The organism is Arthrobacter silvisoli, assembly GCF_003369445.1.
GTDB classification, from domain to species: Bacteria; Actinomycetota; Actinomycetes; order Actinomycetales; family Micrococcaceae; genus Arthrobacter; species Arthrobacter silvisoli.
Genome location: NZ_QRCU01000033.1, coordinates 20,757 through 37,148, shown reverse-complemented (window position 1 = coordinate 37,148; position 16,392 = coordinate 20,757). Strand labels below are relative to the sequence as shown.

The 16,392-nt window shown below is 68.4% G+C and carries 14 protein-coding genes; 7 read left to right on the top strand and 7 right to left on the bottom strand.

Annotation, left to right across the window (positions count from 1 at the left end; translation table 11 throughout):
* Positions 1 to 84: 84 nt before the first annotated feature.
* From DWV11_RS08655 to DWV11_RS08635, 5 genes are read right to left on the bottom strand one after another with little or no spacing between them, the layout of a single operon-like run.
* Positions 85 to 1,020, bottom strand: coding sequence for a lipid II:glycine glycyltransferase FemX (locus DWV11_RS08655; RefSeq protein WP_115788483.1), 936 nt, complete (start codon positions 1,018 to 1,020; stop codon positions 85 to 87).
* A 2-nt stretch (positions 1,021 to 1,022) separates the two neighbouring features.
* Positions 1,023 to 2,285, bottom strand: a complete 1,263-nt coding sequence (gene manA / locus DWV11_RS08650; protein WP_115788482.1) for a mannose-6-phosphate isomerase, class I — start codon at positions 2,283 to 2,285, stop codon at positions 1,023 to 1,025.
* A gap of 47 nt (positions 2,286 to 2,332) precedes the next feature.
* Positions 2,333 to 3,991, bottom strand: coding sequence for an LCP family protein (locus DWV11_RS08645; RefSeq protein WP_115788481.1), 1,659 nt, complete (start codon positions 3,989 to 3,991; stop codon positions 2,333 to 2,335).
* Between the two features lie 14 nt (positions 3,992 to 4,005).
* Positions 4,006 to 4,569, bottom strand: coding sequence for a 5-(carboxyamino)imidazole ribonucleotide mutase (gene purE, locus DWV11_RS08640; protein ID WP_115788480.1), 564 nt, complete (start codon positions 4,567 to 4,569; stop codon positions 4,006 to 4,008).
* Positions 4,566 to 5,702, bottom strand: a complete 1,137-nt coding sequence (locus DWV11_RS08635; RefSeq protein ID WP_245953514.1) for a 5-(carboxyamino)imidazole ribonucleotide synthase — start codon at positions 5,700 to 5,702, stop codon at positions 4,566 to 4,568. The genes purE and DWV11_RS08635 overlap by 4 nt, the downstream gene beginning before the upstream one ends.
* A gap of 265 nt (positions 5,703 to 5,967) precedes the next feature.
* Here DWV11_RS08635 and DWV11_RS08630 point away from each other — a divergent pair, with 265 nt between their 5' ends.
* Positions 5,968 to 6,564, top strand: coding sequence for a GtrA family protein (locus DWV11_RS08630; RefSeq protein WP_115788479.1), 597 nt, complete (start codon positions 5,968 to 5,970; stop codon positions 6,562 to 6,564).
* Positions 6,565 to 6,574: 10 nt separating this feature from the next.
* Here DWV11_RS08630 and DWV11_RS08625 read toward each other — a convergent pair whose 3' ends face one another.
* Entirely contained in the window at positions 6,575 to 7,336 is a 762-nt protein-coding gene (locus DWV11_RS08625) for a TIGR03089 family protein (protein ID WP_115788478.1), read from the bottom strand.
* A gap of 368 nt (positions 7,337 to 7,704) precedes the next feature.
* On the opposite strand from DWV11_RS08625, the gene DWV11_RS20375 reads away from it, so the two are divergent.
* Genes DWV11_RS20375 through DWV11_RS08610 form a run of 3 tightly spaced genes read left to right on the top strand, consistent with a single transcriptional unit; the run spans position 7,705 to position 13,344 of the window.
* Positions 7,705 to 8,259, top strand: coding sequence for a WhiB family transcriptional regulator (locus DWV11_RS20375; protein ID WP_115788477.1), 555 nt, complete (start codon positions 7,705 to 7,707; stop codon positions 8,257 to 8,259).
* Between the two features lie 29 nt (positions 8,260 to 8,288).
* Positions 8,289 to 11,654, top strand: coding sequence for a glycosyltransferase (locus DWV11_RS08615; protein ID WP_115788476.1), 3,366 nt, complete (start codon positions 8,289 to 8,291; stop codon positions 11,652 to 11,654).
* Positions 11,647 to 13,344, top strand: a complete 1,698-nt coding sequence (locus DWV11_RS08610; protein WP_115788475.1) for a DUF5719 family protein — start codon at positions 11,647 to 11,649, stop codon at positions 13,342 to 13,344. The genes DWV11_RS08615 and DWV11_RS08610 overlap by 8 nt, the downstream gene beginning before the upstream one ends.
* Positions 13,345 to 13,373: 29 nt before the next feature.
* Here the strand turns inward: DWV11_RS08610 and DWV11_RS08605 are convergent, their stop codons facing one another.
* Positions 13,374 to 13,880 carry a metallopeptidase family protein gene (locus DWV11_RS08605; protein ID WP_115788474.1) on the bottom strand — a complete coding sequence of 169 codons (507 nt, stop codon included), beginning with the start codon at positions 13,878 to 13,880 and terminating at the stop codon, positions 13,374 to 13,376.
* A gap of 270 nt (positions 13,881 to 14,150) precedes the next feature.
* On the opposite strand from DWV11_RS08605, the gene DWV11_RS08600 reads away from it, so the two are divergent.
* The 3 genes from DWV11_RS08600 to ahcY all read left to right on the top strand — a co-directional run bounded on the left by DWV11_RS08600 (position 14,151) and on the right by ahcY (position 16,385).
* Positions 14,151 to 14,525 (top strand): DUF3499 domain-containing protein, encoded by a 375-nt coding sequence (locus DWV11_RS08600; protein ID WP_115788473.1) that lies wholly within the window; start codon positions 14,151 to 14,153, stop codon positions 14,523 to 14,525.
* A 106-nt stretch (positions 14,526 to 14,631) separates the two neighbouring features.
* Positions 14,632 to 14,856 carry a Trm112 family protein gene (locus DWV11_RS08595; protein WP_115788472.1) on the top strand — a complete coding sequence of 75 codons (225 nt, stop codon included), beginning with the start codon at positions 14,632 to 14,634 and terminating at the stop codon, positions 14,854 to 14,856.
* A 50-nt stretch (positions 14,857 to 14,906) separates the two neighbouring features.
* Positions 14,907 to 16,385 carry an adenosylhomocysteinase gene (gene ahcY / locus DWV11_RS08590; RefSeq protein ID WP_115788471.1) on the top strand — a complete coding sequence of 493 codons (1,479 nt, stop codon included), beginning with the start codon at positions 14,907 to 14,909 and terminating at the stop codon, positions 16,383 to 16,385.
* Positions 16,386 to 16,392 lie beyond the last annotated feature (7 nt).

The window sequence follows — 16,392 nt, the reverse complement described above, 5'->3', positions numbered from 1 at the left end:
TGTGCAACCAGAGGTCCTCACCTTTGGGTCAACGACTCCAGCGAGTCATCACATTCACCGAACCAACGTCCCTGGGCAGTACAACTAGCGCAGCTTGTTCCGCAGCTTGCGGGCCAGTTGGTAGGCGCCGTAGCGGAGCTTGTTCACCGGCAGGTCCCACGTTCCCGGGTAGGCCACCTCGCGGCCGCCGAAGGACTTCTTGAACGCAGTGAAGCCGGCCCATTTGTGCTCGGGCTCGTCGTCGGGCGCCACGCCCCACAGGTCCACGTGCTTCAGGCCCCGCTCTTTGGCATCGGCCATGAGGGTGACCAGGAGCGGAATCCCGGCGCTGAGCTTGCGGTGGGTATCGTCCAGCGCAGCGTGCGCGTAGGTGCGGGTGTCGGCGGAGTCGTAGGCGAAGGCGGCCGCGATCGGTGTGCCCTCGAGTTCGGCGATGAACAGGGTCCCCGCCCCGGCCGGCAGCAGGGACCGGGCGACCGTGCCCAGGTAGTCATCGCTTTGCGGCTTGAAGCCGTTGCGGGCCGCGGTCATGTGGAGGAAGTCCAGCAGCACGGAGATCTCGGCAGGATCCTGCGAGGTACGGAAGGTGACACCCTTCTTGTGGATGTTCCGGTACAGGTTCCGGTTGGTCGGCTTCATGCCGGCAAGGACGTCCTTGAAGTCGCCGTCCAGGTCCACGATCCAGCTCAGCTCGGGCTGTTGGTTCGCCGGTGCCGGCTGCAGTCCACGGGCGCGCAGCAGCGCCGGTGCAGCCTCCGTCCCGAATCCCGCGCTGACCGGCTCCAGCCGCACGAAGACAGCGCCGACGCGGCGGGCGATGCTGCGCAAGGCGGCCAGGGCGGCGTCGAAGGCTTCAACAGACTCGGCCACCGGACCGTACGGCGCATAGAGCACCTTGCCGGCGGGGTTCTTCTCCTCCACGGCGAGGAAACGCCACCCCGGGCCGGACTGTTCGTGGACGGTCCGGCCGAGGGCGCGCTGGACGTCGGCCCAGGCAGGGCTCTGCAGGAAAAAATCCATGGTCAGCTTCCCAGGCTCGTGGTGATGGCGAACGCGACGCTGCTCGCTGAAGCACCGGACACCGCGTGCACCATGACAGGGTTCTCCGCCGCGGGCACGAAGGCGCTGCCGCCGCGCTCCAGCCGCAGTTCGCTCTTGGGGGAGTCAAGCAGCATGGCACCGGCCACCACCACGATGACGGCGGGCCCGGACTGCGCAAGCGGCACCGGTTCGGCACCGGGAGCCAGCTCGACGCGCTGGAGCTGGAATTCACGGAACGGCGGGGTGTAGAGCTCTTGGCCGAACTCGGACGTGCCGGCCTCCACCCGCGGGACGCCGATCGAGGCGAACTCCACCGTCTTCATGAGCTCCGGAATGTCGATGTGCTTGGGCGTGAGTCCGCCGCGCAGCACGTTGTCCGAACTCGCCATCACCTCCACGCCCAGGCCCTTCAGGTAGGCGTGGATGTTCCCCGCCGGCAGGTACATCGCCTCGCCTGGAGCGAGCGACACCAGGTTCAGCATCAGCGAAATCAGCACGCCCGGGTCGCCGGGAAACTCCTTGCCGATGCCGAGCATGGCCGTAAGCGTGGTGGCGTGCGGGTCCAGGGACCCGGCGGCGCCGAAGTCGGCGGCATCGACGGCGGCACCGGCTGACGCCACTGCTTCGGCCACGGCGGCACCGCCGGAGATGAGGGTGCTGAAGGCACCCCGCAGGGCTTCGGACTCATCGGGCCGGGAGAGCTCGGCGATGACGTTCCGGAGCACGGAGGTGGCGGCACCGGTGGCCTCCACCAGCTCGGCCAGGTGTTCGAAGATGGCCCGGGACTCCGCTGCCGGACGGAAGCCGCACAGCGCCCGGAACGGCGTGAGGGCGAAGATCATCTCGGGCTTGTGGTTGTCGTCCCGGTAATTGCGTTCGGCAGCGTCCTGGGCGACGCCGAGGGCGTTCTCGCGGGCGAATCCTTCGCGGGACTGCTCCAGGCTCGGGTGGACCTGCAGGGAGAGCGGCTTGTCCGCTGCCAGCAGCTTGCCAAGGAAAGGCAGCCGCGGTCCGAATTCCGCCACACTGGCCGCGCCCAGGAAATGCTCCGGGTCCTCGGCGATCAGGGCGTCCAGGGGAACCGGGGAGGCCCCGGGACGGCTGGCGATCGACGGCGAGCCGGGATGCGCGCCGATCCACAACTCCGCCTCCGGACCGCCAGAGGCGGTGGTGCCCAACAGGGCGGAGATCGCCGTCGTCGACCCCCAGGCGTAGGGGCGCAGGACGTTCTCAAGCTGGTACACGGGCAGGAATCCTTGTCGCTGAAGAGGGTGGCGCTGAAACGAAGAGACTACAGGGGGCGGCACTGGCCGTTGTTGGCCAGCAGTTGTTCAAGCGTCGCATAGTCCTGGATGTCGTAGAGCGAGTTCAGGTAGGCGGCCGTGATCGGCTGGCCGTCCGGGCGGGTGGTCACCGGGGTGAAATCGTCCGATGTCTCCGCGGTGGCCTGGGCGGGAGCTGCCTGGGCGGGAACGCCGCCGGCCTGCGGGCCGCTTCCGGGGACCGACTGCCCGACGCCGGCCAAAGAGTCCTCCTGCACGGCACCGGCCTTGGGGCTGGGCTTGGCGTGGAGCAGCTTCTGCACGCGCTCATGGATGACGTTGAAATCCGGCACGGTGGAGAACCCGGCATCGAAGTCCGGCGGGCCGATGGTCAGGCGGGTCACAGGCTGGCTCTTGGACTTGATGGCCAGGTCCACGAAGCTGCCCAGCTGGGTGGAGGAAATGTTGGATTCCACCACCTTGGTGCCGGCGTTGGCGATGGCCTCGAACTTGGACAGCAGCGTAGCCGGATCCAATTGCTTGAGCATGGCCTGCTGGACGCACTGCTGGCGGGAAATCCTGGCGAAATCGTCCACGTTCTCGCGGGAGCGGCTGTACCACTGGGCCTGGAAACCGTTGAGCTTCTGTTCGCCCGCGGGGATCCAGCCGTCCGGCTTCACATGCCGGTTGTCGCTGCCTGGCAGCATGCCGCCGCTGATGGGAACCCAGCCGCCGGCCTTGATCCGGATGCCCCCCATGGCGTCGATCAGCTTGGAGAAGCCGTCCATGTCCACCACCACATAGGCCTGGATGGTGATGCCGAGGCTTCCGGACACCGCTTCCATGGTGGCCTGCGCGCCGGGATCGGCGACGCCGGGGTAGAGGTCGGTGTACTTGTTGCTGACCTCGGTGTTGATGGCGTTGATGAGGCATTCGTTGCCGCAGTTGTAGCCCTCCGGATAGATCCGGCGCATTGGGGAGCCCTCGCTGAACTGGGCGTTCTGGAGGTTGCGCGGTACCGAGATGATCGCACTTTGGCCGGTTTCGGCGTCGACGCTCATGACCGAGAGGCTGTCCGGGCGCCGCCCGGTGCGGCCGTCGCCCGCGTCGCCGCCCATCATAAGGAAGTTGTAGCGGCCGTCCACGGGTTCCAAGGCCGGGCCGTTGGCGAAGATGCTGCCGATCGCGTTGCGGCCCACGTTCAGCACGTACGCCAGGTAGCTCAGGGATCCGCTGCCGATCACCAGGGAGAGCACCAGCGCGACGGCGACAATCGGCCGCATGCCGGGGGCCAGCAGCACCGGCCGGATGATCCGGAAGGTGTTCAGGAAAAGCAGGGCCCAGCCGGCGGCGAGGGCGAGCAGGAGCACGATCAGCACCAGGGACGCCACGGGATGCGTAACCAAAGCCAGCATCAGGGAACGGTTGAACAGGGCCAACCCCAACATCAGCAGCGCCAGCGCCCACACGGTGAAAGTCACCCGGAGGGCGGTCCGGCCCAGCTTGCGGTCACCGGCCACCAGTTGCGCGCTGCCCGGCAGGAGCAGCGTCATCAGGAGCAGGACGAAGGCGCGCTTGGTCCGCACCGGCGCACTCGCGGAGGCCGGGAACCGGACCGGGTCGGTGAGTGCGGCTGTGTTCTGGTGTTCCCTGGGGCTGGACTGGCTGCTCGTCTGGCTCCTTGTCATCGGCGCGGCCTCCCTTAGCGGCTGCTCCGGGCGGAGGCGTTGTCCTGGGAGAAGACTTCTGCAACCTTGTCGCGCAGCTTGGCACCCTTGGCCGAGGCCACGTTGTTCAGTTCCTGCGCGAACTCGAGGAGCTCACCCTGGAGGCGGGCGGCGAGCTCGTCGCCGCCGGACGCCAGCATGCGCACGGCGAGCAGGCCCGCGTTGCGTGCGCCGCCGATCGATACGGTGGCCACAGGAACGCCGGCGGGCATCTGCACGATGGAGAGCAGCGAGTCCATGCCGTCCAGGGTCTTCAGCGGCACCGGCACGCCGATGACCGGAAGCGGGGTGACAGAGGCGAGCATGCCCGGCAGGTGTGCGGCACCGCCGGCACCGGCGATGATCACGCGGATGCCGCGCTCATGGGCGGTCTGCCCGTAGCGGATCATTTCGGTGGGCATCCGGTGCGCGGAGACGACGTCGGCCTCGAAGGGGATGCCGAATTCGGCGAGGGCGTCGGCAGCGGCTTCCATTACGGGCCAATCGGAGTCCGAGCCCATCACGAGACCTACGATCGGGGCGGCGTTCTGTGCACTCATGCGGTCTCCTCGGGGAATTCTGCCGGCACGCGGCCGTCGCGGATGATGCCGGCCACCACGGTGGCGCGGCGGCGGAGGTTGTCGATCTCGGAGACGGAACCGCCGACGAGGTTGACGTGGCCGATCTTGCGCCCGACCCGCACGGACTTGCCGTAGCAGTGCACCTTCGCGGCCGGCTCGTAGGCGAGTGCTTGCGGGTAGGCGCTGAACAGGTCCTCGTTGTCTCCGCCCAGGAAATTCTTCATCACGGCAACCGTGCCCAGTACGTCGGTGGCACCGAGCGGAAGGTCAAGAACGGCACGCAGGTGCTGTTCGAACTGACTGGTGACGGAGCCGTCCTGGGTCCAGTGGCCCGTGTTGTGCGGCCGCATCGCCAGCTCGTTGATCAGGAAGCCGGCGCCGACTCCCGGAGTTTCGAAGAGTTCTGCGGCCATGACGCCGGTGACGCCGAGTTCTTCGGCGATCCGCAGCGCGGCCTCCTCCGCGGCGGCGGCGACCTCCACGGGGATGTCCTGTGCGGGCGCGATGACTTCGTCGCAGACACCGTCCACCTGGATGGTGTGGGCCACCGGCCAGGCACGGGATTCGCCGCCGGGAGTCCTGGCCACCAGGGCCGACAGTTCGCGGCTGAAGTCCACTTTTGCTTCGGCCAGCAGCGGGCTCATGGCCTCGAACCAGCCGGCGGTCCCCTCGGCTTCGGCGGGGGAGTGCACGATGCGTACGCCCTTGCCGTCGTAGCCGCCGCGCGGGGTCTTCAGGACCACGGGCCAGCCGGTTTCCGTGCCGAAGTCCACGAGCTCGGAGATCGTGCGCACCGCGGCCCAGGCCGGGTTGGGCAGGCCGAGGCGGTCGATGGCCGCGCGCATCACCAGCTTGTCCTGGGCGTGGACCAAGGCATCCGGGCCCGGCTGGACATTGACTCCGGCGTCGATGAGCGCCCGCAGGTGATCGGTGGGGACGTGTTCGTGGTCGAAGGTCATGACGTCCAGGCCCTTGGCGAACTCAAGGAGCGCGTCCAGGTCCTTGTAGTCGCCCACCGGTGCCGTGGCGACTGCGCGTGCCGCGGAGACGTCCTCGCCTTCGGCGAGAACGCGGAGCTCGAAACCGAGGGCAGTCGCTGCCGGGGCCATCATTCGTGCGAGCTGGCCGCCGCCAACAACGCCTATAACAGGAAAAGTCACAGGGTTCAGCCTACCGAACAGCACGGCAGATCCGGGATTCCGTGCCGCCCGGGAACCACGTTTCCGGGATGGGGAGAGGCCGAAAAGGGGCCGGAGGGCGTCCGAAAAGCGGCCGGAGAGAGGCTGTCGGCGGCATTCCCTGCAGCTGGCGCCAAGGAAACGGCGCTAAAATGGTGGTTCGGCCCGTCGGCCCCAGTTCACCAGGCCTTGGAGGGTCATGATCAACACACTTGCAGATCGCATTCGCGGCTTTGCCTCGCTCTTTTGGCGCGAGGTGGCCAAGTTCGGCGCTGTCGGCGGTGTGGCGTTCGTCATCGACAACGGGCTCACGTATTACCTGATGCACGGCCCGATGTCCGACAGCCCGTCCAAGGCCCGTTTCGTTGGAGCACTCCTGGCCACCGTCTTTTCCTGGGTTGCCAACCGTTTCTGGACTTTCCGCCACCGCCGGCAGGACAACGTGCTGCGGGAATTCGTGATGTTCGCCATCATCAACGGCATCGGCATAGGTATTTCCACCGGGTTCACGTTCATCGCGAACTACTGGCTGCACATCACCGACAAGAACCTGCTGTTTGCTGCGGGCGTCATCGGCATCCTCGTGGCCACCGTGGTGCGCTTCTTCGCCTACCGCTTCCTGGTGTTCAACCAGGAACTCGACGAAGAGCCGGAGTTCTCCCACGACCACGAGCTCATCGAGCTCCACCACAAGGCGTCCAAGGCCTTGGCGGCCCAGCGCGAAGCGGACAAGTCCGGGGCGGGCCGGCCCGACGCGGGCCAGGCCAAGGACCCGGAATCCATCAGGCGTCCCTGACGCGAATCCCTCAAGCGCCGCTGACACGCTCGTTCTGCAGGAGGTGCTCAGTCACCTCGACCTCCGGGTGGACCAGCACAATCGAGCCGCCGCGGTCCCAGCAGCCCAGCGCCTCGGCCAGAGCTGTATCCAGTCCGTCGCCGGCGCGCACCAGGATGCGCGCACCCTCACCGGGCACTGCCTCCGCCCCTTCGCCGGCCGCGGCAGGCCCTGCGGCGGCGAATCCCGTCAGCAGTTCGCCGTGGCTGAAGCCGCGGCCGGGCAGCCGCAATGCCGACAGGCCCGGTTCCGCTTCCGCGTACGGCATGAACACATCGCCGTGGGAGCGCACTTCCGCCGCATAGTCCAGGACTCCGGGCGGCAGCGTCCCCGGCCAGCGCATGGCCAGTGCGGCCAGCGGTACCGCGACGACGGCGTCGAAACCAGCGGTGACTCCGGCGCCGGCGGCGTCCCCGGACCCGGCTTCCCCGGGGCTGGAGGTGGCGAGCAGGTCCGCCGGGCCGCCATCGAGCACGACTTCCATGCCCAACTGCCAGGCCGCCAGTGCCCACACGAGCGACTTCCAGTGCGCCGGCAGTTCCAGGCGCAGCGAAATGCCGGGTCCGGCGTCGAGTTCGTCCTGGAGGAGGTTGGCAGTCTTCGCCACCCAGTTGTCCAGCACGCGGCCGGACAGTTCGATCCGTTCGGAATCGGGGCCGTACCAGGTGAGCCGGGGCGAGGTGGCGTGGCCGGAGCGAAGCGCAGTCATCAGGTTCATTGCCGGGATGCTCATGGCTAAATCTTCCCACGGGGCCCGCCGGGGCGCGCGGGCGGATGACGGGCTCCCCGCGTTGTGATTTACGCCACGCGTCGTGCGTTGGACACGGCGGGAAGCTTTCCGCCATCCGCGGAAATTCAACGAACGTTCACGCTAAGTGGAATGCAGCTTCCGGTTTCCCGGTAGCGCGCGGATCCGGTGTAAAAATCCCGGGCGTGGCGCGGCGCGCCACGCGGGCATGTGGTGATTATTATCCCGGCGCGGCTTGACGCCCCCGTAGTTACACGCGTGTAATTAGTAATCAATCGCCGCTGCGCAGTTATTGCGTACACCACCGAGTACCTGACCATTCAAGCAGCGGCTGCAACATCAGGAGGGACGCCATGGGGCAAGCGTTGAGAATCCAGGAAGATGCAGCCGTCGCAGAAATTGCGTCGGTGAAGTACCGCTCGAGGGAAGTTCCGGGCGATTGGTACGTGGACCCTGCTGATCCTGCCGCGGCAGAGCGGTACCACGAAGCGACACGGGAATCGCTCGAGGACCAGGCGACGGCCCTGCTGGCAGAACATGAAGCGCACGAAAACGAAGCCCTGCTCGGCGACGACGATTCCGCCGACGGCCTCGATGACCCGCCCATGGATCTCCACCGGCCGGCAGGCGCGCCCGCCCAGCCACTGTGGATCGGACTCCCGGGCCTGGCAGACTTCGACGACGAGGGTGAACTCGGATGGCAGGGTGACGCTCTATGCGCCCAGACCGACCCGGAAGCTTTCTTCCCCGAAAAGGGCGGGTCCACCCGCGACGCGAAGAAGGTCTGCGGAGCATGCAACGTCCGCGCGCAGTGCCTGGAGTACGCGCTGGCCAACGATGAACGATTTGGCATCTGGGGCGGGCTCTCCGAGCGGGAGCGCCGGCGGTTGAGGAAGCGAGCGGTCTGATTCTCGAAGCAGTACACGTTACTGCCGTTGTGGTCTCCCACAACGGTGCTAGCTATCTCCCCAGGACCCTGGCGGCTCTGCTGGACCAGACGCGTCCGGCAGATGCCGCCATTGGTGTTGATACAGGTTCGCGCGACAACTCGGCAACGCTGCTGGAACGCGCACTGGGCAAGGCCAATGTCACATCTTCCAGCCATCCGAAGTCCGGCTTCGGCGGTGCCGTCAAGGCGGGACTGGCGGCCCTGGCCCCGGCCAAGGGAAGCAGCTCCGAATGGATCTGGCTGCTCCACGACGACGCCGCCCCGGCGCCCAACGCCCTCGCCGAGCTGCTGCACGCCGTCGAACGCGCCCCTTCCGTCACGGTGGCCGGCTGCAAGCAGTTGGATTGGGACGCCGAGCGCCGCCTGATCGATGCAGGCCTGTCCACCAGCCGCTGGGCCGAACGGCTGACCCTCATCGACGCCGATGAACTCGACCAGGGCCAGTACGACGGCCGCACCGACACCTTCGCGGTGAACTCTGCCGGGATGCTCGTCCGCCGGGACGTCTGGGAACAGTTGGAGGGTTTCGATCCCGCGCTGCCCGGCGTCGGCGACGACGTGGACCTCTGCTGGCGCAACCGGCTGGCCGGGAACCGCGTAGTGGTGGTGCCCACGGCTCGGATGTTCCACGTTGACGGACGCCCGGAAAGCCTTGCCAACCCGGTGGCGGCCCGCAAGGCACAGATCTACCTGCGGCTCAAGCACTGCCCGGGGTGGGCTGTGCCTGTGCACGCGGCGGGGGCGCTGCTCGGCAGCGTCCTGCGCTTTGTCCTGAGCATCCTGGTCAAGGAGCCGGGCCGCGGCCTGTCCCAGCTCGGCGCCACACTTGCTGCCTTGGCCCGGCCCGCGGCCTTGTTCCGGGGCCGCAAGGCTGCTGCGCAGACCCGCAAGGTCCGCCGTTCCGTGATCCGCGGCCTGCAGACGTCCCGCCGGGAAGTCTGGGCGCACCGGCGTTCCCTGGTCGAAGCCGTAGGCGTTGACGAGGACGAAGACTTCCAGCCCGCGCGGCTGTCCGCGGACCTGCTGAACAGCGAACCCACCGGCGATGCGGGCGACGACTTCGCCGCCCTCGCCACCAAGGACCGTGGCTGGATCGGCACCGGCGCGCTCACCGCAGCCTCCCTCGCCCTCGTGGCATCCGTGGCGGGCCTGGCGGGCCTGTTCGGCGCGTCCGCGGTCACCGGCGGAGGGCTCATTCCGCTCTCCGCGGATCCCGCAGCGATCTGGCGTACCGCCTCCAGTTGGTGGATCAGCCTCGGCGCAGGGCTGCCCGGTCATGGGGATCCTTTCGGTTATGTGTTGTGGCTGGTGTCCGTGATCGGCGGCGGTGACGGAAACGCGGCAATGTCCTGGCTGTTGCTGCTGGCCATGCCACTTTCCGCGATCGCTGCCTGGTTCGCCGCCGGCGCCCTGACCGGACTGCGCCGCTTCCGCTTCATCGCGGCCCTGTTGTGGGCCGCCGCCCCCGCGCTGCAGGTGGCCCTGAACCAGGGACGGGCTGGCGCGCTCCTGGCCCACGTCATGATGCCCCTGCTGGTCCTTGCACTGCTCCGTGCCACCGGCTCGGCCAGGGGCCGCGGTGCCGCGGCAGGCAAGCACGCACCAGCGGCCAGGAGCCGGGGCACAGCAGCCCTTCCGGCGAAAGTGTTCCCCGCAAAGCCCGGCAGCAACGGCACGCCCTCGTGGACGGCCGCGGCCGCCGCGGGTCTGGTGCTCGCCGTCGTCACCGCCTCGGCGCCGTCCCTGTTCCTGCCGCTCGCGTTCCTGATCATCTTCACCGGGATCATCCTGGGCCGCCGCGGCCGGACCGTCTGGTGGGCCCTGCTTCCCGCCGTCGTGCTGTTCCTGCCGTTCGGCATCTCCGTGTTGGACCGCCCGCGCGCGCTGCTGGCGGACCCGGGTGTGCCGCTGGGTTCGGACGCGGCGCCGCTCTGGCAGCAACTGCTGGGCCAGCCGCTTGGGTTCGCGCCCGACGGCGGCCTGGCGAACCTTCCGCTGTTCGGTCCTTCCGGTGTGCCGTGGGCCCTGCTGCTGGCCCTGCTGGTCGGCGCGCCGCTGCTGATCCTGGCCGTCATGGCGCTTTTCGTCCAGGGCCGCCGGGTCCGGGTGACCCGGATGCTGTGGCTTGCTGCGGTCCTCATGCTGGCCTGGTCTTGGGCCACGGCCCACGTTGCCACATCCCTTGCGGGCAACACCCTCGTGACCCCTTTCAGCGGCCCCGCCGTCTCGGCCGCGGCATGCGCCCTGCTGGGCGCGGCCATAATCGGCGCGGACAACCTGCTCCGGTACGCCGACCGTTCCCGCGGACGTGCCGCGGGAAGCCCGCGCTCCGGGCGTTCCGCAGTGCTCCCCTGGTTCTCGGGCCTGGCGACGGCGTTGCTGGTCGCCGGTCCGCTGGCCGGGATGACGGTGTGGGCCACGCAGAACGCCTTGCCCGCTGCGGACTCCGGGTACTCCCGCGGGGCACTCGGCACAGCGCCCTTGGTCCACGCCGCCGCCGACCGCACCCTGCCGGCCACCGCCGTCGACCACGGCCAGGGGCCCGAACGGAGCAATACGCTCGTCATCACGCCCGACGACCAGGGCGGCTACGGTTCGGCCTTGATGCGGGGCGCCGGAACCACCCTCGACTCGCTGTCCACGATCGCAGCGTCCCGGCAGATCAGCGGTGCCCCCGGAACAGAACGGATTCGCGCGGACGACGACGCGACGGCCTCGCTCCGGACCGCCGTCGCCACCATCGTGGCCGGCACCGGCGTGGACCCGCGGCCCGGCCTGGAACAGCTCGGCGCGGGTTTCGTGGTCCTGAAAGCCACCGATGCCGCCGCGCAGCTGACCGCGAACAGGATCGACGCCGTGCCCGGGATGGTCGCCGTGGGCCAGACCGACGCCGGCTGGCTGTGGCGGATCACGCCGCTGAGCGACGCCGCGGCGAAGGACGCCGAGGCCGCACACCGCGCCCGGATCGTCGATGCCAAGGGTGCCGTCACCGCCCTGCTGCCGTCGTCGGGTAACAACGTCGACGCGGTGGCTCCGGACGGTGCGGCCGGCCGCAAGCTGGTTCTCGCCGAACGCTTCGACCCGGGGTGGAGTGCATGGCTGGACGGGCGCCGCCTCACCGCCATGACGTCCGGCTGGGCCCAGTCGTTCACGCTCCCGGCACGCGGCGGCGACCTCGAAGTCCGCTACGTCAGCCCGTGGGAGCCCTGGCTGGGCGCCCTGCAGGTGGTGGTGATCGGCCTGACCGCCCTCCTGGCCATCCCTATGCCAGCCCGGCGCCCGAAGCCCACCCGGACCGTTCCGGACAAGCGCCGGGAAGAGCAGTCCCTCCCCAAGGAGCGCAGCAGTGCCTAAGGACAACACCACCCACAGCAGCGAGGCCGCCCGGCAGCCCGACGGAACGCAGACTGGCGGGGAGGCGCCAGGCAAGAAGAAGCCCGGCAAGAAAGCGCCCGGCAAGAAAGCGCTCGGCACGAAGCGGCAGCGCCACGGAATCGTCACCGGCCTGCTCTCCGCCGGAGTCCTCCTTGCCGGGGGCGCCGGTGTAGTCTCCGCCGCGGCGGTCCTTCCCGGACCGGCAGGCAGCCGGACCCTTGAAGCGGCCCTCTCGGACGTCCCGGCCGGCCGCAGCACCATGGTGTGCCCCGGCCCCGCCGTCCTGCCCGAAGGGACGGTCGGCACCGACGCCCAATTCAGCCCTGTCTCCCGGACGGCGAAGAACAACCTGGACGCCCTGGTGCTCAGCGACTCCACGGGAGCCCTGCCCGGAAGCAAAGTGGCAGCCCTCGATGGCAGCGGAGCCAGAACCGTCTCCGAAGCGCCGAAGGGAACTCCGGCGCCTGCGCCCGGACCACCCGCGCTCAAGGCCGCCGCGGTGGCGCAATCCGCAGGCAGGATCACCGTGCTCAACGCCGAACCGAGCGGCAACCAGCAGGCCGCCATGGCCGCCGTCGGAAGCTATTCCGCAGCGGATGGCGACCTCCGCGGCCTGGCCGCCGCCCCATGCCAGCAACCCTCCAACGATTTCTGGCTCCTCGGCGCCGATACCACCCTCGGCCGCACGGCGTTGCTGAACCTCAGCAACGCCTCCGGGACGCCGGCCACCGTCAACCTGGAACTCCTCGGCGCGAAGGGACGGATCCAGTCGCCCGGAAGCCGCGGACTTCTCGTTTCGCCGCACACCAGCCGGACCATCAACCTGGCCGGCCTTGCCTCGGACGAAGAGAACCTCTCGTTGCACGTGCGCAGCAGCGGCGGGCCCGTGGCCGCAACCGTCCAGCAGAGTGTGCTGCGCGGCCTCGTCTCCGGCGGCGTGGAGCACCTCGCACCCGGTGCGGCTCCCGCGGACTCCCAGGTCATGACCGCCGTGGTTGTCCAGGATCCCAAGACCATCAAGGCGCTCAGCAGCAAGAGCGGGTTCTCCGACGCCGTTCCCGCCCTTGAAATTACCGTCCCGGGCGCGGCCGACGCGGTGTTGGACGTCAAGCTTTTCGGACCGAACGGACAGCAGGCCCTGCCCGGCGGGGGAGCGGTAACCGCCAAGGCGGGCGCGGTCACTGAGATTCCCCTGACCGGCGTGCCCGCGGGAACCTACACTGTGAGCGCCACTTCGGACGTGCCCTTCGCCGCGGCCGCCCGGCTGCTCGGGAACCCGCGCGAATCCGCGCCCATGGACTTCGCCTGGTCGCCGGCCGCCGTCCGGCTTGGCAGCCAGCACATCGTGGCCGTGCCCCAGGACGGAGTCCGCTTCCTGACTTTCGGCGTGCCCGACGGCAGGGCCACCGTGAGCTACACCCCGGTGACTGCGGACGGCAAGCTCGGCAAGACCGAGTCGGTGGACATCGCGGGTGGAACGACGACGGTGATCGGCGTTCCGGCCAAGGACAAGGGGCCGGCCGTGATTGGCTATGTTGTGGCCGCCTCGGGCGACCCGGCGTACGGCGCTGTGCTGCTCGGCGAGAAGGACGGACCCGGTATCTCGACGGTGGCCATCCAGCAAGGGGCGCCGGGGCATGAGAAGGTCGCGGTAACGCTGGGCTACTGAGGCCGGAAACTGAAAGCAGCCGCGGCCACTTACTGGTAGCGGCGGCGGTACACCGGATCCAGGGATTCCGGCGGGACACCAAGGTATTCCGCGGTGTATTCGACCACCACGTCATGGATGAGGTCCTGCAGTTCCTCCCGGCCGCCCGCGGTGTGCTCCACTACGCGGCGGTACACGGTGATGAGCGGGCCTTCCGTGCCCGTACCCCTGGTGCAAGCGCCAAGCGGAGCAGCTCCGCCTTCGGCCACCAACTGCTCGAGGTTCGGCGGGATTTCCTCCACGGCAAAAGAGACGCCGCTCAGCTGCTGGCCCCACATGTCCTGGAGCCGCTCGGCCGAATCCAGGACCAGGTCATCAAAGCGTTCCGCCCTGCTGCGGTAGCCCGGAAGGGTGGGAAGCATGACTTCGCCACGCTGCCCCCGGCCGTGGCGGTTCCGCCGGCGCTGCCTGAAGCTGCGCACCGGGGCGCCGGACGAATTGCCTCCGGCTTCGCCCAGGTTGATCGTGAAACCCGGACTGTGCTGCTGTGACTGCATATACCGACTTTAGTCCCCAGCGGCTCCCAAATCTTGCTTCGCTTCGATTCGGGGCCCTCGCGGCTGTGGGCCCACCCAGAGGCTCCCAAATCTTGCTTCGCTTCGATTCGGGGGCCCTCGCCGCTGTGGGCCCACCCAGAGGCTCCCAAATCTTGCTTCGCTTCGATTCGGGGCCCTCGCCGCTGTTGGCCCAGGAACCCAGCGCGACATAATGCGCGCAGCACCGCCAATACGCCGCCTGCCGCCCGCCACCCGCTAATCTGGGATGTTGTGGGTGCTATTCGCCAATGTTCCAGATCAGCCTGCCGCCAGTCCGCGGTGGCCACGTTGACGTACGTTTACGCCGAATCGACGGCCGTGCTCGGGCCGCTGGCGATGTACGCCGAACCGCACTCCTACGACCTCTGCACCCAGCACGCCGACTCCCTGACGGTGCCGCGCGGCTGGGAGGTCCTTCGCTTGGCGATGCCCTCCACCCCGCCGGAACCGGGCCCTGACGACCTGCTCGCCCTGGCCAACGCCGTCCGCGGAGCCGCCGCGGCTCCTGACGCTCCGGGACAGCGCACCGCGCGGCCCGCCGTCGAACCCCCGCTCGTCGAGGGGACCCGGCGGGGCCACCTGCGCATTTTGCGCGAGCCTTCCTGAGGCGTAAACACAATCGTTCCAGCTGTTGCCGGGCTGTACGCTGGAAGCTGCATATCCGGTCCGCCACCGGCACCTATGCGACGGTGCCATCCAGGGAGCTACAACCATGCCAAAGGTCAGTCCTGAACTGTTGTCCATTCTGCGTTGTCCGGTCACCGGGTCCACGCTGGTCCAGGAAGGCGAGGAACTGGTAGCTGCCGAGGCGGACGCCACGGGCAACAAACCCCGGTACGCCATCCAGGACGGCATCCCGCTGCTGCTGCCGCCGGAGCTGCGGGCCGCGGCAGACGCCGCTCCCTCCGGCCAGCACGACGGCCCAGCCAAAGCCTGACCCCACCAGCACTTGTTCCAGCCGTTCACCGGTTCTATCTAAGGACATCCATGACTTTCGACTTCAAGGTTGCCGACCTTTCCCTGGCCGAGGCAGGCCGCCACCAGATCCGCCTCGCCGAACATGAAATGCCGGGCCTGATGTCCCTGCGCGCCGAATTCGGCCCGAGCCAGCCCCTCAAGGGCGCCCGGATCGCAGGATCGCTGCACATGACCGTGCAGACTGCCGTGCTGATCGAGACCCTCACCGCCCTCGGTGCGGAAATCCGCTGGGCCTCCTGCAACATCTTCTCCACCCAGGACGAAGCCGCCGCCGCTGTCGTCGTCGGCAACGGCACTCCGGAGAACCCGCAGGGCGTACCGGTCTTCGCCTGGAAGGGCGAAACCCTGGACGAGTACTGGTGGACCGCCGAGCAGATCCTCACCTGGCCCGGTGCCGACAGCAACCCGGAGCTGGGCCCCAACATGATCCTCGACGACGGCGGCGACGCCACCCTGTTGCTGCACAAGGGCGTTGAGTTCGAAGCCGCCGGCGCGGTCCCGGAAGCCACCGACGACGACCCGGAGGAGTACGCGCTGATCCTCGGTGTGCTGCGCGCCTCCCTGGCCAAGGACCCGCAGAAGTGGACCCGCATCGCCGCCGGCATCCGCGGCGTCAGCGAAGAGACCACCACCGGTGTGCACCGCCTCTACCAGCTTGCCGAACAGGGCAAGCTGCTGTTCCCGGCGATCAACGTCAACGACTCGGTCACCAAGAGCAAGTTCGACAACAAGTACGGCATCCGCCACTCCCTGCCGGATGGCATCAACCGCGCCACCGACGTGCTGATCGGCGGCAAGGTCGCCATCGTCTGCGGCTACGGCGACGTCGGCAAGGGCGCCGCGGAAGCGCTCCGCGGCCAGGGCGCCCGCGTGATCGTCACCGAAATCGACCCCATCTGTGCACTGCAGGCCGCCATGGACGGCTACCAGGTGGCACGCCTGGAAACCGTCCTGGAACAGGGCGACATCTTCATCACCACCACGGGCAACAAGGACGTCATCATGGCCGAGGACATGGTGCGCATGAAGAACAAGGCGATCGTGGGCAACATCGGCCACTTCGACAACGAAATCGACATCGCCGGCCTGGCCAAGGTCGACGGCGTCAAGAAGGTCGAGATCAAGCCGCAGGTCCACGAGTGGGTCTTCGACGCCGGCACCGGCACCGAGCGTTCCATCATCGTGCTCTCCGAAGGCCGCCTCCTGAACCTGGGCAACGCCACCGGCCACCCCTCCTTCGTGATGAGCAACTCCTTCGCCAACCAGACCATCGCGCAGATCGAGCTGTGGACCAAGCGGGACCAGCCCGAAGGCGAACGCGAATACGACAACCAGGTCTACGTGCTGCCGAAGATCCTCGATGAAAAGGTGGCCCGCCTGCACTTGGATGCCCTCGGTGTCGAACTGACCGAACTCAGCAAGGAACAGGCCGAATACCTGGACCTTGACGTCGCCGGCCCGTACAAGCCGGAGCACTACCGCTACTGACGGCTGC